The sequence below is a fragment of the Bradyrhizobium sp. 25ACV genome, from assembly GCF_054863005.1.
Genome location: NZ_JAVAYO010000008.1, coordinates 1 through 16,854, shown reverse-complemented (window position 1 = coordinate 16,854; position 16,854 = coordinate 1). Strand labels below are relative to the sequence as shown.

19 protein-coding genes, 1 tRNA gene and 1 riboswitch are annotated in these 16,854 nt (G+C 65.0%); of the genes, 8 read left to right on the top strand and 12 right to left on the bottom strand.

Annotated elements, in window-relative coordinates; all coding sequences use genetic code 11:
• Nucleotides 1-80: 80 nt before the first annotated feature.
• The 5 genes from RAD04_RS19480 to RAD04_RS19460 form a co-directional block, all read right to left on the bottom strand.
• The gene (locus tag RAD04_RS19480; protein WP_461625047.1) at nt 81-1,154 is read right to left on the bottom strand and encodes a LacI family DNA-binding transcriptional regulator; all 1,074 of its coding nucleotides are present in this window, start codon (nt 1,152-1,154) and stop codon (nt 81-83) included.
• Nucleotides 1,155-1,303: 149 nt separating this feature from the next.
• Nucleotides 1,304-1,885 carry a helix-turn-helix domain-containing protein gene (locus RAD04_RS19475; RefSeq protein WP_461625046.1) on the bottom strand — a complete coding sequence of 194 codons (582 nt, stop codon included), beginning with the start codon at nt 1,883-1,885 and terminating at the stop codon, nt 1,304-1,306.
• A 179-nt stretch (nt 1,886-2,064) separates the two neighbouring features.
• Entirely contained in the window at nt 2,065-2,382 is a 318-nt protein-coding gene (locus RAD04_RS19470; RefSeq protein ID WP_461625045.1) for a type II toxin-antitoxin system RelE/ParE family toxin, read from the bottom strand.
• A complete protein-coding gene (locus tag RAD04_RS19465) occupies nt 2,372-2,590 on the bottom strand; it encodes a hypothetical protein (protein ID WP_461625044.1) in 219 nt (72 codons plus the stop codon). Before RAD04_RS19465 ends, RAD04_RS19470 begins: the two co-directional genes overlap by 11 nt.
• A 44-nt stretch (nt 2,591-2,634) precedes the next feature.
• Nucleotides 2,635-2,708, bottom strand: a tRNA-Gly gene (locus RAD04_RS19460).
• Between the two features lie 175 nt (nt 2,709-2,883).
• Here RAD04_RS19460 and RAD04_RS19455 point away from each other — a divergent pair.
• From RAD04_RS19455 to RAD04_RS19430, 6 genes are all read left to right on the top strand, one after another.
• The gene (locus tag RAD04_RS19455) at nt 2,884-3,462 is read left to right on the top strand and encodes a methylated-DNA--[protein]-cysteine S-methyltransferase (protein WP_461625043.1); all 579 of its coding nucleotides are present in this window, start codon (nt 2,884-2,886) and stop codon (nt 3,460-3,462) included.
• A 95-nt stretch (nt 3,463-3,557) separates the two neighbouring features.
• Nucleotides 3,558-4,397 carry a helix-turn-helix transcriptional regulator gene (locus RAD04_RS19450; RefSeq protein ID WP_461625042.1) on the top strand — a complete coding sequence of 280 codons (840 nt, stop codon included), beginning with the start codon at nt 3,558-3,560 and terminating at the stop codon, nt 4,395-4,397.
• 130 nt (nt 4,398-4,527) lie between these two features.
• A complete protein-coding gene (locus RAD04_RS19445) occupies nt 4,528-4,887 on the top strand; it encodes an SdpI family protein (protein ID WP_461625041.1) in 360 nt (119 codons plus the stop codon).
• 104 nt (nt 4,888-4,991) lie between these two features.
• On the top strand, nt 4,992-5,351 hold the full coding sequence (locus RAD04_RS19440; RefSeq protein ID WP_461616091.1) for a VOC family protein: 360 nt from the start codon (nt 4,992-4,994) through the stop codon (nt 5,349-5,351).
• A gap of 143 nt (nt 5,352-5,494) precedes the next feature.
• Entirely contained in the window at nt 5,495-5,896 is a 402-nt protein-coding gene (locus RAD04_RS19435) for an SRPBCC family protein (RefSeq protein ID WP_461625040.1), read from the top strand.
• Nucleotides 5,897-6,020: 124 nt separating this feature from the next.
• The gene (locus tag RAD04_RS19430; protein WP_461625039.1) at nt 6,021-6,497 is read left to right on the top strand and encodes a hypothetical protein; all 477 of its coding nucleotides are present in this window, start codon (nt 6,021-6,023) and stop codon (nt 6,495-6,497) included.
• Here the strand turns inward: RAD04_RS19430 and RAD04_RS19425 are convergent.
• From RAD04_RS19425 to RAD04_RS19410, 4 genes are all read right to left on the bottom strand, one after another.
• Nucleotides 6,494-7,939: an MATE family efflux transporter gene (locus tag RAD04_RS19425; protein WP_461625038.1), complete on the bottom strand. Its 1,446-nt coding sequence runs from the start codon at nt 7,937-7,939 to the stop codon at nt 6,494-6,496. The two genes, RAD04_RS19430 and RAD04_RS19425, sit on opposite strands and share 4 nt — an antisense overlap.
• 233 nt (nt 7,940-8,172) lie before the next feature.
• A complete protein-coding gene (locus RAD04_RS19420; protein ID WP_461625037.1) occupies nt 8,173-9,225 on the bottom strand; it encodes a hypothetical protein in 1,053 nt (350 codons plus the stop codon).
• A gap of 107 nt (nt 9,226-9,332) precedes the next feature.
• A complete protein-coding gene (locus RAD04_RS19415) occupies nt 9,333-9,752 on the bottom strand; it encodes a PAS domain S-box protein (protein WP_461625036.1) in 420 nt (139 codons plus the stop codon).
• Between the two features lie 168 nt (nt 9,753-9,920).
• Nucleotides 9,921-11,057, bottom strand: coding sequence for a 2'-deoxycytidine 5'-triphosphate deaminase (locus RAD04_RS19410; protein WP_461625035.1), 1,137 nt, complete (start codon nt 11,055-11,057; stop codon nt 9,921-9,923).
• Between the two features lie 80 nt (nt 11,058-11,137).
• Nucleotides 11,138-11,217: riboswitch (SAM riboswitch) on the top strand.
• A 73-nt stretch (nt 11,218-11,290) separates the two neighbouring features.
• Between RAD04_RS19410 and RAD04_RS19405 the strand changes: the two genes are divergently transcribed.
• On the top strand, nt 11,291-12,478 hold the full coding sequence (locus tag RAD04_RS19405; RefSeq protein WP_461625034.1) for an O-succinylhomoserine sulfhydrylase: 1,188 nt from the start codon (nt 11,291-11,293) through the stop codon (nt 12,476-12,478).
• A 112-nt stretch (nt 12,479-12,590) separates the two neighbouring features.
• Here the strand turns inward: RAD04_RS19405 and RAD04_RS19400 are convergent, their stop codons facing one another.
• From RAD04_RS19400 to RAD04_RS19390, 3 genes are read right to left on the bottom strand one after another with little or no spacing between them, the layout of a single operon-like run.
• Nucleotides 12,591-13,583: an SGNH/GDSL hydrolase family protein gene (locus RAD04_RS19400; protein WP_461625033.1), complete on the bottom strand. Its 993-nt coding sequence runs from the start codon at nt 13,581-13,583 to the stop codon at nt 12,591-12,593.
• A 12-nt stretch (nt 13,584-13,595) separates the two neighbouring features.
• Complete coding sequence (locus RAD04_RS19395; protein ID WP_183235661.1) at nt 13,596-14,375, bottom strand: SGNH/GDSL hydrolase family protein; 780 nt, start codon at nt 14,373-14,375, stop codon at nt 13,596-13,598.
• Entirely contained in the window at nt 14,375-15,670 is a 1,296-nt protein-coding gene (locus RAD04_RS19390; protein ID WP_461625032.1) for an OpgC domain-containing protein, read from the bottom strand. Before RAD04_RS19390 ends, RAD04_RS19395 begins: the two co-directional genes overlap by 1 nt.
• A 179-nt stretch (nt 15,671-15,849) precedes the next feature.
• On the opposite strand from RAD04_RS19390, the gene apaG reads away from it, so the two are divergent.
• Entirely contained in the window at nt 15,850-16,242 is a 393-nt protein-coding gene (apaG, locus tag RAD04_RS19385; RefSeq protein WP_026202434.1) for a Co2+/Mg2+ efflux protein ApaG, read from the top strand.
• The last annotated feature ends 612 nt before the right edge of the window (nt 16,243-16,854 follow it).

Below are 16,854 nucleotides of genomic sequence, written 5' to 3'. Positions count from 1 at the left end.
TCGTCCTCCTCTTTGCCCTTTTGCGAGGCGCGATCTTGACGTCACGCTCTCCGCCACGGCCCGTTCGATATCCACTGCCGCTAAGGCAGATTGTCCCGCATCACGATGTCGATCCTGATCTTCTCCTGCTCGCGCAGGATCGGCTCGCCGCGGGCGAGCGCGAGCAGCACGCGCACCGCGGCACGCGCTTCGTGTCCGGGGTTCTGCGAGATCGCGGCATCCATCACGCCCTGCAGCAGCAGCCGGCGGGTCAGCACGGTGACGTCATGACCGACGAACACGACCTGCTTGTCGCGGCCGGCATCGCTCAACGCCTTGTCACTCAGGGCCTTGTCATTCAAGGCTTTGGCGACGCCTTGGGTGCCCGCGCCGACGTTATAAAGGCCGACGATGTCGGCATGCTTGCCCAATAGCCGCGCCAGCACCTGTTCCGAACGATCGTCCTCGTCGCGCCCTTCCAGCACCGGCAGCACGCTGAGCCCTGGGAATTCCGACGCCATCACCTGGTTGAAGCCGAAGATGCGCTCGGCATGGTCGCGCAGGCCCTGCGAGCCCGCGACGATCGCGACCTTGCCGGACTTTTGACCGGCCAGCCGCCCGACCAGCGCGCCGGCGGTGCGCCCCGCGGCAATGTTGTCAATGCCGACATAATGGTGGCGGCGCGAGGACGGCACGTCCGAAACCAGTGTCACCACCTTGGTGCCGGCATCGACGAGATCGTTGATCGCGGCGCGGACGCCCGGATGATCCAACGCCACCACCGCGACGCCGTCGTAATCGCCCGACAGCGCCTCCAGCGTGCCTGCGAGCACCGAGGGATCGAACACGTCGGTCGCGACCATCTCTACATTGAGGCGGCGAACCGAGAGCCAGGCCGACATCTCGCCGAGATAGGCCTCGATCTGCTGCATGAACGGGTTCGGCCCCGACGGCATCACGAAGGCGAAGCGGCGGGCGCGGCCGCGGGCGAGCTCGGCGGCGGCGACGTGCGGCTGGAACGCGTTGCGCTCAATGGCCGCCTGGACGCGCCGCACCGTGTCCGGCCGCACCCCCGGGCGGTTGTGCAGCACGCGATCGACCGTCGCCAGGCTGACGCCCGCCTCGCGGGCGATATCCTTCAGCGTCAGCGCGGTCGCGGCGAGGGTCTCGGCCATCGCTGAAGGTTAGCAGAGGTGTTTTGAGGTACGCAACTCATTTTGAGGGCCGTCAGCTCCCGGGCCGGCAAGCGGGTCCAGCCGCCCTCGCAACCTAGCCTGAGCATTGACCGGACTTGTCGACAGGCCATATCAGGCCTTCCCTGATCTCACATCTTCCCATAGGAGGCGCCGCGCCGCGTGATGATGACGTAGCGCGCGTCCTGCTTGGTTTCGTTCTCGAAGATCACCGCGCGCATCACGTCGAAATCCAGGCAGTCGCCTTCGCGCAGGCGCACCGCCTTGGCGTCGATGTGCACGGCGATTGCGCCCTCCAGCATCAGCAGTTGCTGGGTAAAGGCGTTGCGGCCCCAGGGGCTGTAGGGCACCCGCGCGCCGGCCGGCAGATCGACGACGATGATCTCGATGCCGCTCGCCGCATCCGTTGGCGAGGCGTGCCGTCTTCGATAGCCGCTGTCGGGATCGCGCCAGTGCGGCTGGTCGGCAAGCCGCACCAACCGCTCCGGCGGCTTCTCGGCGAGCGCGACGACATCGCTGAGCGACACGTCGAGCGCCGCGCAGAGTCTTCCCAGCAGCGCAGCCGTCGCGCTGCTCTGCGCCCGCTCCACCCGTCCGATCATGGCCCGGCTGACGCCCGAGCGGCCAGCGAGCTCGTTCAACGTCATGCCTGCCTGCGTCCGAAGCGTCTTCAGGCGGCGACCGATCGCACGGTCGAGTTTCTGCTGGTCCATGGGTTTCATCCAGACATCGCCCGGCGCAGGGACCGCATCCACTGGGCATGAGGAGCTTGGGGCGGGCGAGGCGCGCGTGCCGGGAGTGAGAGGCTAACATATTAGAATCTTTGCCGGCGGACGCCTGCAAGGAACGTTTGGGCGCCGTGAACGAGCGACGCTACAGCGCCATCGCTCAGCTACTCATTCTCGTCATTGGGAAAAATGGCCTCAATATCCCGCCTGCCGTCGAGCACTCGCACGATCTCTGCCCGGTCATCCTTCAGGCGATAGAAGACAATTTGCGGAGCGACCGTCAGCGAACGCAGGCCGGAGCGAATTTCGTCGCGCGCCCGCCCCGCGAAGGGGAAATCCTCGACGAGCGCAACGGCTTTCCCGATCTGGCGCAAGACCCTGTCGGCCGTCTGGCCTCCTGCAGCCTCGGCGTAGTAGTCCCAAAGCTGATCAATGTCAGCAAGCGCTTCCGGCGACCAAATGATGGGGAGCTTATGCCCCACGATGCCGTGAATTCTTGTCGCGCAGAAGCTCTTCCATATTCAGGGCCTCGCCCTTGCCGGCATCGAGCGAATGGATGCCGCGGTCTATTTCAGACCTGAGAGCGTTAAGCTTTTCGACATGCGACAGCAATTTCCGGCCGATCTCTTCCTGATCGGCGGCAGGCAATTGGGAAATTTGCGCGATGGCTTGTTCGAGCGTCCTGACCATGGCTTCAGTCTACCACATTCTGCTGACCGGCCGGGCCGAAAACTTGGAGCGGGCGAAGGGAATCGAACCCTCGTATGCAGCTTGGGAAGCTGCCGTTCTACCATTGAACTACGCCCGCTTATGCACGGCTTGCGCGCCCGTCCTGATTAGCCGAGACGGCGCCTGTCGCCAAGCGGTTTGGCGCGCCCGGCCCGACAGTTGTTAACGTCCTGATAAGATTCCAGGTGCGCCGGATTGTGGCGGTGTTATGATCTCGTGTCTGGGGAGAGACGTGCACTGAGTGGGGCGTGTGCATGGTGGGGCGTGGCTATACGATATTCGACACGGCGATTGGGCGCTGCGGCATCATCTGGAGCGACACCGGCGTGATGGCCGTGCAATTGCCGGAGGCACGGGAGATCGACACCCGCCGCCGCATTTTTGCGGTCCATCCCGAGGCGCGCGAGCAGCGCCCCTCCGACAATGCCGAGCTTGCGATCGACGGCATCGTAAGCCTGCTGCAGGGCAACGATCCCGATTTTTCCGAGGTCAGCCTGGATGCCGGCGGCGTGCCCGGCTTCAACCGCCGCGTCTATGAGTTCGCCTGCTCCATTCCGCGCGGGGAGACGCGCACCTATCACGAGGTCGCCAAGGCGCTGGGCGCTTCAGGCGCGGCACATTCGGTGGCACAGGCCATCGCCAAGAATCCCTACATGCTGATCGTGCCCTGCCACCGCATGCTGGAGGCCGGCAATTACACCGATCGGCTCTCGCCTTACGGCGGGGTGATCTCCAAGCGACGGCTGCTGGCGCTGGAGGGCGCGCATCCCGTCGCCAGCAAGACGCTGTTCGAGGTGCTGCTGCCCGTTGCTCCGCCGCGCGCCCCCACCTGAGGTGCGACCCTGATCGCACCTCAGCTTTGTTTTTCGGGCGTGATCTCGTCGGAAAACCGCTAACACTTGTCCGGATCATGCCTAGATAAGGCGGCATGGACGCCACCACACTGCTGACCTCGCAATCGATGACCGTCTCCGAGTTTCGCTGCGACGCGGGACCGGGCGACACGCCATTTGCCGAATGCCGCACCGGGCATTCCATCGCCTATGTCCGCTCGGGCAGCTTCGGCTGTCATTGCCGCGCCGGCTTCTTCGAGCTGGTGGCGGGCTCGATGCTGGTCGGCGCGCCCGGCGAGGAATACACCTGCACGCATGAACATGTCAGCGGCGATGTCTGCCTGTCGTTCTTCCTCAGCGCGGACATGGTCGATGCCCTCGGCGGGCGGGGCGAGGTCTGGCAGGTCGGCGCCACGCCGCCGCTGCCCGAATTGATGGTGCTGGGCGAGCTCGCCCAGACGGCGGCAGATGGCAACAGCGATATCGGCCTGGACGAGGTCGGCCAGATCCTGGCCGGCCGTTTTGTCGACGTCGTTTCCGGCAAGGCGCGCAAGCCGGCCACCCCCACCGCGCGCGACCGCCGCCGCGCGGTCGAGGCCGCACTTTGGATCGACGACAACTCGCATGCCGAGGTCGATCTCGAACAGGCCGCAAAGCAGGCGGGCCTCAGCCCGTTCCATTTCCTGCGGCTGTTCTCGAGCGTGCTCGGCGTCACCCCGCATCAATATCTGGTGCGCTCGCGGCTGCGGCACGCAGCGCGGCTGCTCACCGATGACGACATCGCGGTCACCGATGTCGCCTACGACGTCGGCTTCGGCGATCTCTCCAACTTCGTCCGCACCTTCCACCGCGCTGCCGGCGTATCGCCGACCAAGTTCCGCCAGGCCTCGCGCGGGGAGCGCAGCGTCTTCGCCGAACGCCTCGTCCTCAACTGAGACAGATCGGCCGCATGGTGGGGTAATAGTCTGTTGACCAGACGGGCGCGTCGTACTGGGCTTGCGGCACGCCGCGCGATATTACAACCAAAGAGCGAATCAACGCTCTTTGAGTGCGGCGACCCGGCAGATGAACAGTGCCCCGAGTGATGTGATTGCGGCCACACTGATCGCGCTTGCCGTTGGTCTTGCCTTCATCGCCGGCTGTGCCATCTATTATGGCCGCCAGATCACCTCGCGCAGGATTCCGATGCAGTGGGGCACCGACGGGGAACCGGCCTGGTTTGCACCACGCCTCATCGGGCTCTGGTTCAGCTTCGGCGTCACGGCCGCCCTGTCCGCGTTCCTGCTCGTCCTCGCCCTTCATGACCCGCAGAAGCTCACGGCCCTGATCGTCGCAACAGTCAGCGTGATCGGAACGAACATGTGGGTTCACGTCTATCACCTGAAACGGGTGATTCGGTGGCAGTCGGAGGTGCCGGCGAATTAGCCGGCTGCCAAGCGCAAGATTCTCCAAGAGCCGCCCGCCTCACCCCGACTAGGGTCGTCTCCGGCGCGCGCCAGTTTCGGCGCGCTTTGCAGATGGAGACGACCATGTACGACCACATCGGACTTCGCGTTGCCGATCTCGACGCCGCGACGCGATTCTACACCGCGGTGCTGGCGCCGCTCGGTTACGTCCTGTGCTCCAGCGGCGACGGCTATGCGGGTTTCGGGCCGAAGGGCGAGCCTGCCCTATGGCTGCACCTGAACAAGGGCCGCAAGGCCGACGGCGCGCACATCGCGTTCCGCGCCGGAAATCATGACGCGGTCAAGGCGTTCCACAGCGAAGGCCTGAAGAGCGGCGGCCGCGACAACGGCGGCGCCGGGCCGCGCAAGGATTACAGCCCGACCTATTACGCGGCGTTCCTGATCGACCCTGATGGCAACAATGTCGAGGCGGTTTGTGCGTGAGGCGCGACCTGAGGTGCCACATACGCCGTCATTCCGGGATGGTGCGAAGCACCAGACCCGGAATCTCGAGATTCCGGGTTCGCGATTGCGCACCATAGTTCGCGCTCCGCGCGCCCCGGAATGACTCCAACAATGGGTATCCCATGGCCTCCATCCACAACGACATCTCCATCAATGCCCCGGCGCGCGACGTCTGGGATGCGGTGCGCGATTTCGGCGCACTGCATGAGCGGCTGGCGCCCGGCTTCGTCACCGCCTGCACGCTCGACGGCGATGCGCGTATCGTCACGTTCGCCAACGGCTCGGTGGCGCGCGAAGTGCTGGTCGATTGCGACGACGCGCGGCGGCGCCTCGTCTATGCCATCAACAACGAGCGGCTGAAGCATTACAGCGCCTCGGTGCAGGTGATCGCCGACGGCGAGCGGAGAAGCCGCCTGCTGTGGATCATCGACATGCTGCCGAACGAGCTCGCAGCCTACGTCCAGGGCCAGACCAGGGACGCCGTCGTTGCGATACATAAAGCGTTTCCGCCCGCTGCAGCCTAGCGGCGGCCCACGCGGCTCTGTGAGTTTTCTCACAGAGCTCAGTCCTCGCCAGCCGTAACCATCGCGGCGTGCGTCCGGTTGGCTCCGCTCTCCCGGCGGCGCCACGAGACGCGAGGAGCATGCCATGCGAGGTGCGGACAAGGTGATTTGCCAGGCGGCCGCCGTGCTGCTGCTGTTTTCAGTCGCGAGCTCGCCGGCGAAGGCGCAGTTCCTCGGCGGCGGAGGTGCCGGCGGCGAGGACATGATGACCCAGATGGCCCCGATGCTGGAGATGATGAAGGCGAAGATGGGCAAGCGCCGCTTCGCCATGATGATGCAGACCATGGGCCCGGTGATGAGCCGCATGATGGACGGCGGCGGAGGGCTTGGTGGCATGATGGGCGGCGGCAATCTCGGCGGCGGCTTCGGCGCGCCCTATTACGGCGGCTACACCCCGATGGGTGGCGGTACCATGCCGGCCGGTTATGGCGGCGTTGGTGGCGGCGACATCATGGGCATGATCGGCGGCGCTGGAGGCGGCGACATGATGGCGATGATCCCGCAACTGATGCGGCTCGCCAATGTCGGCGGCGGTGGCCATCGCCGCCACAGGCATCGCTAATCGGCGACGCCCGAGAGAGCCGGCCTGATCGCAGCCTTGCTCGCGCGCGGTCCCCAGCGCGTCAGCACCACGCTGGAGAATGAGAGCAGGCCGAGCACGACCATCGAGCTTGCGGCCAGCCAGAAAAAGCTCTGCGCGGTCGCCTCGTGGGTCGACAGCCACCAGCCCGCCGCCGAGATGTAGATCAGCCGCGCCGTCTGCGCCAGCACCGGCCCGATCACCTTGGCCGCGCCTTGCGATGAGAAATACATCGTCGTGGCAATGCCGAAAAAGGCGTAGAACGGTCCGACCGTCGAGAGATATTGATGGCTCGCCGCGCGCACGGCCGCGCTGTCGGTGAAGATGTTGATCCAGAGATCGGGAAACATCGCAACGACGCAGGCCGGCGCACCGACGGCCATGAAGGCGGCAGCACTGGCGATCCAGGCGACGCGCCGGGCGCGCGCGATGTTGCCTGCGCCGATCGCCATCCCCACCATCGGCACGCAGGCGATGCCGAACGAGAACGCGATCGAGGTCAGCAAGAATTCCAGCCGCGCGCCGATACCGTAGCCGGCGAGGATCGTGGTGCCGAACTTCGCCAGCATGTGGGTGAAGATCGAGATCGTCAGCACCGATTGCAGCGGCGAGAAGCAGGCGATCGCGCCGACCTTCAGGATGTCGAAAAACATCGCCCACTGGATGCGCAGGCCGCGCAGCTTCGGTGTAACCCGGGCGCGGCCGGAGAACAGGTACCAGCCCATGATGCAGATGTTCATGGAATAGGCGATCAGCGCACCGGCCGCGACGCCGCGCATGCCGAACTGCGGCACCGGCCCGAGCCCGAGGCCGAGCGTGCCGCCGAGCACGATCTGCCAGGCCGCCGAGTTGAGGATGAGGAACGACGGCAGCTTCATGTTGCCGGTGCCACGCAGCACGCCGGCCATGGTGTTGAGCAGCCAGGGCAGCACGGCGCCGCCGAAAAAAACCTGCGTGTAGGCGACGGCGTGGGTCAGCACGTCGCCGCGGCCGCCGAGCATTTCCAGCACCCGCGGCCCGAAGATCAGCATGCCCAGCATGAAGACGAGGCCGAAGCTGATGCCGATCAGGATCGCATGCGCGGCGAGCGTGGCGGCGCGTTCGCGATCGCCGGCGCCGAGCGCGCGGGCAATGGCGGAAGCCACCGCACCACCCATGGCGCCGCCCGACATCGTCATGGTCAGAATGATTGTCGGAAACACCAGCGCCATCGCCGCCAGCGCCTCGACGCCGAGCCGGCCGATATAGGAGGTCTCCGCGATCACCGTACAGGTACCGGCCGAGAGCGCGATCACGTTGGGCCAGGCGAGAGAGAGCAGCGTGCGCAGGATCGGCCCGTCTACAAGCGCGCTTCGCACTGGCGGCGTGGGCGGCGGCAGCGGACGCTCTTGCTCATCGACCGGGATTTCGGCGATGTCGGACATGTCCTCTCCGGGGCACGGGGCGCCATTTGCGGCGCGGCAATGCGTAGGTGTGCCAATTATTTTCTTCGCGCAGAAGGCGCGGCGAGAGGCTTGTTAGCACGGCCCGCAGCGATTCCTACTGCGCTAGCTGCAGGCGTGCCCTGCGGCAGCGCATTTCAGCCCGTGAAATTGCGGCTGTTGTTCTCCCTCTCCCCGCTTGCGGGGAGAGGCGAAGCGCGCGGCGGCGCCATCGCCTATTCCACGGCCCAAACCAGCGGCGGACGGCCGCCAGCAGCAGCGCGCATACGCACGCCGATATGCCGCCCGCATCCCGCAGCCAGCCCCTCGAACAAGCCCTCCAGCGCCTTGGCGCAGGCGGGGTGATAATCGGCAACGTCGTCCATCAGCTTCCAGCTCTGCTGGCGGATTTCGAAGGTGCCTTCGGATCGCGAGGTCTCGGCCGTGTCATCCTGCGCCGCGAACAGCGCGTTCAGGAACGACGCGAATTCGCTTGCGCCGCCGCGGCTCATCGCCAGCGCGGCGGCGACTTCGTCGAAATATTGCATCCCGATCAGCTTGCCGGTGAGGTGCAGCAGATAGCCGGCGTCTTCCGGGCCGAACAGCTGCACCATCACGGGCGCCGCCGTGCGCACATACTCCATCGCATAGTTACGATAGGCTTTTTCCAGTCGTGGTTTCGGCCAGCTCGCAACCGGCAAAGCCGGCGCAGTCTTCGCGTCGAACAGCGGCGCTTCGAGGTGGCGCGCGAACACCAGGCGCTGATCGAGTTCTAGCGGATGATCGTATTGGCAATAATAGCCTTCGAGCCCGTCCTGGCCGTCGACGCTCTGCTTGGTGCAGACGAAGCCGAGCCTGAGATCGCCGAGCGCGACGCCGTTGTTGGCGTGCCATCCCCGCAGCATCGCGCGGGAAACCTCGCCCGGTACGCCGCAGATCGCGGTGCCCTTCCAGATCCAGCGCGGCGGCGGATAGCGGATCCAGGCCTTGGCGTCGCTCTCATACATGTATTCGACATGCACGCCGCCGATCCAGTTGGAGAGATAGTGATATTGCGCGGCCGCCACCGCCGGCGGCAGATGATCGATCCCGAGCTTCCTAAGCCCGGGCAGGAAGCGCTCCTGCTGCTGACGGCGGAACACGCGGAAGACGAACTCGGCGGCATCCGCAGTGCCGCGCCGCGTGACGACGGTGAGGATGAGGCCGGTGAAATAGGCGTGGTAGAGGTCGGCGACCGCACGCCAGCGCTTCCATTGCGCTTCCTGCACGGCGTCAGCTGCGGCGGTCATTCGTTTCGCTCCCGATCGTTGTTGCGATCGAGTGTGTCACCGCACCTTCCGGCAGGCAACATGACGCCCGTGCAGAGCGCCCTGCGCGGCCGCCCGCCAATTCCGCATCACGAAGTTTGCGGCGGCGCCGTCCTGGCCGCGCGCTCTCGCTCGACCCGTTCGGTGACATCGCGCGCCATCGCGACCGATCCCAGAACATTGCCGCCGGAATCCCACACCAGCGCGAAGGTCATCTCGATGTAGAGCTTGCGCCCGCTCTTGTGCAGCGCGCGGGTCAGTGTCGGCTTGCCCGCAAGCTTCATGCGGCCGCTGGCCAGCGCAGCTTCAAAGCCCTTCCAGTGCGCGGCGCGCAGGTGTTCGGGAATGATCAGGTCGAGATTCTGTCCGAGCGCTTCCGCAGCGGAGAAGCCGAACAGCGCCGTCGCTGCACGGTTCCACCGCATGATCGTGCCGGAGCGGTCCGAATAGATCAGCGCATCCGCGACGTCTTCGACGATCTTTGCGTCGAGTTCGGATTCGTTGGCCATGTCACCACCTTGTATCACTCCGAATGATTGCACATCCCGACACACATTCGGTGTCATCGCCCGACTTGATCGGGCGATCCAGTACTCCGAGACGGCAGTGATCAAATCGACAGGCCGCGGCGTACTGGATGCCCCGGTCAAGCCGGGGCATGACAGTAGGGTGCGCAGCTACACCCGGAAATGCTTCGATAGTTTGAGGCCCTGGGCCTGATAGTTCGAGCCGATGCGCTGGCCGTACATCGCGTCGGGACGGGCCAGCATCTTCTCGTAGACGAGGCGGCCGACGATCTGGCCGTGCTCGAGGATGAACGGCACCTCGCGCGAACGCACTTCCAGCACCGCGCGCGCGCCTTTTCCGCCCGCGCCAGCATAGCCGAAGCCGGGATCGAAGAATCCGGCATAATGCACGCGGAATTCGCCGACCAGCGGATCGAACGGCACCATCTCCGCGGCGTAGTCGGGCGGCACCTGCACCGCTTCCTTCGACGCCAGGATGTAGAACTCGCCGGGATCGAGGATCAGGCTGCCGTCGGGACGGGCCGAGATCGGCTCCCAGAAATCTTCCACCGCGTAGCCGGAGCGACGATCGACGTCGACGACGCCGGTGTGACGCTTGGCGCGGTAGCCGACGAAGCCGTTTGCCTTCTCGCCGGAGAGATCGACGGAGACGGCGACGCCGCCCGAGAGGTCGGCATCGTCGATGTCGACGAGACGCTCGGCGGCATGCAAGCCATCGAGCTCGTCGGCATTGAGGATGGCGTCACCGGTGCGAAAGCGCACCTGCGACAGACGCGAGCCCTCGCTGACCAGCACCGGAAACGTCTTCGGGCTGATCTCGGCATAGAGCGGACCGTGATAGCCGGCGCCGATCATGTCGAAGCGGCGGGTGCCGTCGGCGATGACGCGGGTGAAGACGTCGAGCCGGCCGGTGGAGCTTTTCGGGTTCGCGGCCGCGACGATCTCCGGCGGCAGCGCGAGGCTCTCCAACAGCGGCACGATGTAGACGCAGTTGGTCTCCAGCACCGCGCCGTCGGCGAGGCTGAACTCGTGCAGCTTCAATTCGTCGATGCGCTCGGCGACGGTGGCGCCGGGACCGGGCAGGAAGCTGGCGCGGACGCGATAAGCGATGTCGCCGAGACGCAGATCGAGGCTCGCCGGCTGGATCTGGCTCTCGACGAAGTCATAGGCGGGCAGGATGAGCCCGGCCGCCGCCATCGCCGCGATCATGCGGTCGGGCAGGATACCATTGGCGTCGGGCGCAACCGTGAACGTCAACCGGGGGTCCTCGTCAGGGATCAGATGCATCCGGACATGCCGGAAATACAAGTCTTTTACGGCTATCCGATGGACGCCTTGACGGAAAGGGCATTGCGGAATATGAGCATCACTTATCCCGTGGTGATTTGAGCCGGCCGGCTTGCAGCCACGTTAAATAAGTCGCTAAACAGGCCGGGGACCTCTGTGATCCCGGCCCGTGGAGATATCCAGGCCGGTTTTTTTGTGACCGTTTTCGCTCGACGGTCACGTCGGAGGTACCTATGTCGAAGTCGACCACCAACTACCGTCCCGAAACCCGCCTTGTCCATTCCGGCACCCTGCGCTCGCAATATGGCGAGACGTCGGAGGCGCTGTTCCTGACCCAGGGCTATGTCTACGACACCGCGGAGCAATGCGAGGCGCGGTTCAAGGGCGAGGATCCGGGCTTCATCTATTCGCGCTACTCTAATCCCACCATCGCGATGTTCGAGCGCCGCATGATCGAGCTCGAGGGCGCCGAAGCCGCCCGCTCGGCGGCAACAGGCATGGCCGCGGTGACGACGGCGATCCTGGCGCCACTCAAGGCCGGCGACCACGTGGTGGCTTCCCGCGCCCTGTTCGGCTCGTGTCTCTACGTCATCCAGGACCTCTTGCCGCGCTACGGCATCGAGACCACGCTGGTCGACGGTCTCGACCTCGACCAATGGCAGCGCGCCGTGAAGCCGAACACCAAGACGTTCTTCCTGGAGAGCCCGACCAATCCGACGCTGGATGTGCTCGACATCCCAGGGATTGCCGAGATCGCGCACAAGGGCGGCGCGTGGCTCGTCGTCGACAACGTGTTCGCAACGCCGATCTGGCAAAGCCCGCTCGCGCTCGGGGCCGACGTCGTGGTCTATTCCGCGACCAAGCACATCGACGGCCAGGGTCGCTGCCTCGGCGGCATCATCCTGTCGTCGGAAGCCTTCATCGCCGAGCACATCCACAATTTCATGCGCCAGACCGGCCCTTCGATCTCGCCGTTCAACGCCTGGGTCCTGCTCAAGGGCCTGGAGACGCTGGGCGTGCGCGTGCGCGCGCAGACCGATACGGCCGCGCGCATCGCCGACGTGCTGGCGAGCCATCCGAAGATCTCGCGGCTGGTTTTCCCGGGCCGCGTCGATCATCCGCAGGCAGCGCTGGTGAAAAAGCAGATGCGCGGCGGCTCGACGCTGGTCGGCTTCGAGGTCAAGGGCGGAAAGGCCGCGGCGTTCCGCGTGCTCAACGAATTGAAGCTGGCGAAGATCTCCAACAATCTCGGCGACGCCAAGAGCCTCGTCACGCATCCGGCGACCACGACGCATCAGCGCCTGAAGCCGGAGGACCGCGCCGCGCTCGGCATCAGCGAAGGTTTTATCCGCTTCTCCGCGGGGCTGGAGCATGCCGATGATCTGATCGAGGATCTGACTGCGGCGCTGGAGAAGGCGTGAGGGGAAGCGCTGTAGGGTGGATTAGCCGAAGGCGTAATCCACCAACTTCGTTCGGCATTCGCTGATGGATGGTGGGTTACGGCTTCGCCTAACCCACCCTACGGCACCGTGCTTACATCGGCCGATAGGTTCTCACATCCGCGGGCACGTTCACACCCAGCTTGATCTGCCCCACCGAACGGATGATGTCGTCGCCGAGCAGTTGGGCGAAGCAGGCATAGCCCCAATCGTTCATGTGCAGGCCGTCGGCGATGACGAAGCTCTCGACCGGAATCGACTGGTTCTCGTGCCAGTCGCGCATCACCTCGAAGCGCGGGAAGATGCCGACGTGACGCAGCTCGGCGACCTTGCCCAGCAGCTTCACCATCTTGCCGGCGCTTTCGCCACGCTGGTTGACGGCCGGCGAATATTGCGGATCGACCAGCACGATGTCGGCACCGCCGGCGGCCTGGATGCGGCTGATGCCGTCCTCGACCAGTTTTGCGGTGTCGCCGGGATCGAGATTGCGCAGCACCGCGTTGGTGCCGACCTGCCAGATCACGAGATCCGGATGCACGTCGATCACTTGCGTCTGGAGGCGCTTCATCATCTCCGGCGCATCCTCGCCGCCGACGCCGGCATTGACGACGGTGATGTCGGCGGTCGGATAGTGGCGGCGCAGCTGGGCGGCAAGACGGTTCGGATAATTGAACTCCGGCGAGCTCGCGCCGAATCCTGCGGTCGACGACGAGCCGAACGCGACGATCACAACGGGCTGGCCGGCCACGAGCTTGCTTGCAACATGCGGCAGCGAACCCATCGCCTTCGAGCCGCCCTTTGACGGCAGGCAGGGCACGCGGTTGAAGACGTCGCCGGCGGATTTGGCGACCTGCTTCACCTTGTCGATGGCGCGCGCGGTGATGCCGCGCTGCTCGGGCGAGGTCACGGCAACGGTGGTCTGGGACGGCGAAGCGGGAGCGGGATCAGCCGACCGCGCCGGTGCTTGTGTCGCCTGCGCGGCTTGGGTCTGCGCATGGGACTGCGGGGCCGGCGCCAGCAACAACAGCACTGCAGCTGCAGGCGCGGTCAGCCATGCCGTCAGGCAAAAAGGGCGGAGAGAACTCATTAACGCTAGACCTCAATTTTGCTGCTGGGCCGGCTCCAGATGGGCTGCGTCGATCACGAACTGTGCCAACGCCCGGCCAAGGCAATCATGAACCTGCTTCGCCAGTTCGGGCCCGCGGGACGGGCTGAACAGGTCGAACTGACCCTGATCATTCCACTGCCGCATGATCGTGAAGCGATCGAACAGCGGAATATCATGCTCCTGCGCCACGACGCGCATATTATCGAGAAATGGTTGGGCCGAGATCATCGTTTCGGTACGCGGGCTGTACTGCAAATTCATCAAGACGACGTCGGCCCCTGCCTTTTGCAACGCAATAACCCCCTCGGTGACTGCGCTGCGAAATTCGTCGGGATCGATGGATCGGATGGCATCCACGGTCCCGGTCTGCCAGACGACCAAAGTAGGGGTTTTTGCTTCCATCAGCTTAACGAAGGTCGAGGCGGCCTCCTCCGCCGTTCTCTTGCTCTGTATTTCTACGGAGACGTGCACTGCTTCCGACGGCGGCAGCTTTTCCTTCAGAATCGCTTCCATACGCGCCGGATAGGAGCTGCCCTCCGAAGACGGAATCGTGGTCGAGCGGCTGCCGACGACCAGGATTTCGAGCGGCTTGCCGGCCTTGACGGCCTCGGCGACCTTGGGAAGCTGGCTTTCGCTGGTAAGCAGATAAGACGGCAATTCGCACGCCGCGGGCGCGGTGGCAGCGCCAGACGCAGCATCGCCCGCGCGCGCCACAGGCGCGGCGAGGCTACCGCATAGCAGGACCAGGCTCAGGAGAACCTTCGCCTTCATCAGCCCCCTCCCGCCAGATCGGCGTTGCCGACGGCGTTTTTGGTTTTCGCACCGCTCTTGTCAGCCACGCGCTTGTACCACGAAATCACCCAGGCCACGCCCCACATGATCAGGACCCCGGAGAGACTAATCAGCGCATGCATGGCTGCGCCGCCGGAGACTTCGGCGAGAATGAAATGCCCGGCGAAGGCCAGGAAGACACCGAGGCAGAAGATCTCGAGAGAATGCTGGCCACATAGAATCAATGGTCGCAACCAGCGCGATTTCAAGCCCGGCCAATCCCGGGGTAGGAAGCGGACGGTGAGCGCGGCCAGCGCCAGGAAATGCGTGAAGCGCAGCACGTCGAGATCGGTCTTGTCGATCGGATACATCCACTGCTCGACCCGCTTCGGCATGAATTGGGAGAGCTGCGGCACGTACCAGGTCAGCGTCACGTAGAACGCCGCGGCGAGGTAGGCGATCGCGATCCACATCGTCACCGGCGAAGCCAGGATACGCGACATCCGTCGCGCACCTCCGAGCGCGCACCATGCCCCGAAGACGAACAGCAATTGCCAGGCCAGCGGATTGAAGGCCCAGAAGCCGTTCGGATAGGCGGAGAAGTAGAGATCGTACTCCCAGGTGACCGCGTAGAGCACGACCGAGAGGCCGAGCGTGACGTCGGGGCGCCATTTCATCGACCACAGGATCAGCGGCAGCGCCAGCATCAGCACGATGTAGAGCGGCAGCACGTCCATGTTGACGGGCCGGAAACGCAGCAGCAGCGCCTGCACGATGGTGACGTCGGGCTGCTTGAGGAAATCCATGATACCCATCTCTTCGGTGTAGAGCGGGTTCTCGAACCTGGTCGCGACGTAGGAGATTTCGGCGAGGAAGATCGTGAACAGGAAGACGTGGGCGACGTAGATCTGCCAGACCCGGCGCAGGATGCGCGCGGTGGCGATGACGACGCCGCTCTCCAGCATCGCCCTTCCGTAGACGAAGGCGGCGGTGTAGCCGGAGATAAAGATGAAGATCTCGGTGGCGTCGCTGAAGCCGTAATTGCGGATCGTGAACCAGGTCAGCAGACTCGGCGGCAGATGGTCGATGAAGATCAGCCACAGCGCCAGCCCACGGAACAGGTCGAGCCGGAGCTCGCGCTCGCCGATGGCGGGCAGCGTGATGGTCGGCGCGGTCGCGCGCGCCTTCGCCCCCGCGGGCTTGCTGTCCACAGGCGTGCTGTCTACAGGCTTGGCGTCTGCAGGTTTGGCGGTTCCCGCGATCGTCGATCCCGTTACATGGTCGGCAATGGTCATCGGGGCCTAAAAACCCTTCCGCAAATCGCGACGTTGAGGAGTGTACCGGTCCGGTCGTCGTCTCGCAAAGCGGCCGGATCACATCCGGGTGTCATTCCCCTCGAATTCTGGCGGGACGATGTCGCCAGAGCCGCCTCCGGCGTTTGGTTCCAGCGCCGGATGTCGGTATGATAGCAGCCATGTACCGCGCCGTGACCCGTCAGATTGAAGTGACCGTCGAGCCGAACTTTGTTCCGGAGCAGTCGTCGGCCGACCGCTCGCGCTACTTCTGGTCCTACACCATCGTCATCGTCAATTCGGGCGAGGAGACCGTGCAGCTCAAGACGCGGCACTGGATCATCACCGATGCCTCCGGGCGCCAGCAGGAGGTGAAGGGCGAGGGCGTGGTCGGCGAGCAGCCGATCCTGGCCCCCGGCGAACGCTTCGAATACACCTCCGGCGTCCCGCTCTCGACCGCCTCCGGCTTCATGACCGGCCGCTACCAGATGGTCACCGAAAGCGGCGAGCGCTTCGAGATCGACGTACCGGCGTTTTCGCTGGACAGCCCTGACAACAAGCGGGTGTTGAATTAGGGGGCCTCGCTCTCGTGTCCCGGACGCGCAGCAACGCCTCTTAGCGTTGCTGCGCAGAGCCGGGATGGGCCCCGGCTCTGCAGCGCATCACTTCGTGCTGCGCAGCGTCCGGGGCACGAGATCGGAGAGGGCGCATGTTCTCTCAACGCGGTCATTGCGAGGAGCCCTTGCGGATGAGGCGACATCGCGATGCTCCAGTGCACATCTCAACGGCCGTGCCGTAGGGTGGGCAAAGGCGCGTAGCGCCGTGTCCACGATCTCCCTCCATGAGCAACAAGGCGTGGGTACGCTGCGCTTTGCTCACCCTACGAGATCGAGTTTGTGGCACGCAGCTCAGCTCACGGACACGCCTTCGCAGCCTCGCGGCTTGAATCGCCCGAGCTTTGCTTCGTCGCTTCACCCTCATAAAGCCAAGAGGGCGCAGGGAAGGCCGGGTGCCGGCTGGCACCCGCGGTCTGCTGCGCGAAAAGCACGCGCAAAAAGAACCGCACAGCAGCATACAGGTGTCGCCGATCACTCGGCCTTCCCTGCGCGATGGTTGGACGGCTTATGCCGTGATCTCCCGGGAGCCGACCATTCCTTCTGGCCTCCCTCGCCCCGCGAATTTGGATG

What these genes read in the sequence shown, in the direction of transcription:
- RAD04_RS19450 (WP_461625042.1), top strand. Translation starts at nt 3,558, where the DNA reads ATGGACGCCACCACACTGCTGACCTCGCAATCGATGACCGTCTCCGAG.
- RAD04_RS19420 (WP_461625037.1), bottom strand. Translation starts at nt 9,225, where the DNA reads ATGACCGCCGCAGCTGACGCCGTGCAGGAAGCGCAATGGAAGCGCTGG.
- RAD04_RS19435 (WP_461625040.1), top strand. Translation starts at nt 5,495, where the DNA reads ATGGCCTCCATCCACAACGACATCTCCATCAATGCCCCGGCGCGCGAC.
- RAD04_RS19395 (WP_183235661.1), bottom strand. Translation starts at nt 14,375, where the DNA reads ATGAAGGCGAAGGTTCTCCTGAGCCTGGTCCTGCTATGCGGTAGCCTC.
- RAD04_RS19480 (WP_461625047.1), bottom strand. Translation starts at nt 1,154, where the DNA reads ATGGCCGAGACCCTCGCCGCGACCGCGCTGACGCTGAAGGATATCGCC.
- RAD04_RS19425 (WP_461625038.1), bottom strand. Translation starts at nt 7,939, where the DNA reads ATGTCCGACATCGCCGAAATCCCGGTCGATGAGCAAGAGCGTCCGCTG.
- RAD04_RS19455 (WP_461625043.1), top strand. Translation starts at nt 2,884, where the DNA reads ATGGTGGGGCGTGGCTATACGATATTCGACACGGCGATTGGGCGCTGC.
- RAD04_RS19445 (WP_461625041.1), top strand. Translation starts at nt 4,528, where the DNA reads ATGAACAGTGCCCCGAGTGATGTGATTGCGGCCACACTGATCGCGCTT.
- RAD04_RS19440 (WP_461616091.1), top strand. Translation starts at nt 4,992, where the DNA reads ATGTACGACCACATCGGACTTCGCGTTGCCGATCTCGACGCCGCGACG.
- RAD04_RS19405 (WP_461625034.1), top strand. Translation starts at nt 11,291, where the DNA reads ATGTCGAAGTCGACCACCAACTACCGTCCCGAAACCCGCCTTGTCCAT.
- RAD04_RS19415 (WP_461625036.1), bottom strand. Translation starts at nt 9,752, where the DNA reads ATGGCCAACGAATCCGAACTCGACGCAAAGATCGTCGAAGACGTCGCG.
- RAD04_RS19410 (WP_461625035.1), bottom strand. Translation starts at nt 11,057, where the DNA reads ATGCATCTGATCCCTGACGAGGACCCCCGGTTGACGTTCACGGTTGCG.
- RAD04_RS19390 (WP_461625032.1), bottom strand. Translation starts at nt 15,670, where the DNA reads ATGACCATTGCCGACCATGTAACGGGATCGACGATCGCGGGAACCGCC.
- RAD04_RS19400 (WP_461625033.1), bottom strand. Translation starts at nt 13,583, where the DNA reads ATGAGTTCTCTCCGCCCTTTTTGCCTGACGGCATGGCTGACCGCGCCT.
- RAD04_RS19465 (WP_461625044.1), bottom strand. Translation starts at nt 2,590, where the DNA reads ATGGTCAGGACGCTCGAACAAGCCATCGCGCAAATTTCCCAATTGCCT.
- RAD04_RS19430 (WP_461625039.1), top strand. Translation starts at nt 6,021, where the DNA reads ATGCGAGGTGCGGACAAGGTGATTTGCCAGGCGGCCGCCGTGCTGCTG.
- apaG (WP_026202434.1), top strand. Translation starts at nt 15,850, where the DNA reads ATGTACCGCGCCGTGACCCGTCAGATTGAAGTGACCGTCGAGCCGAAC.
- RAD04_RS19475 (WP_461625046.1), bottom strand. Translation starts at nt 1,885, where the DNA reads ATGGACCAGCAGAAACTCGACCGTGCGATCGGTCGCCGCCTGAAGACG.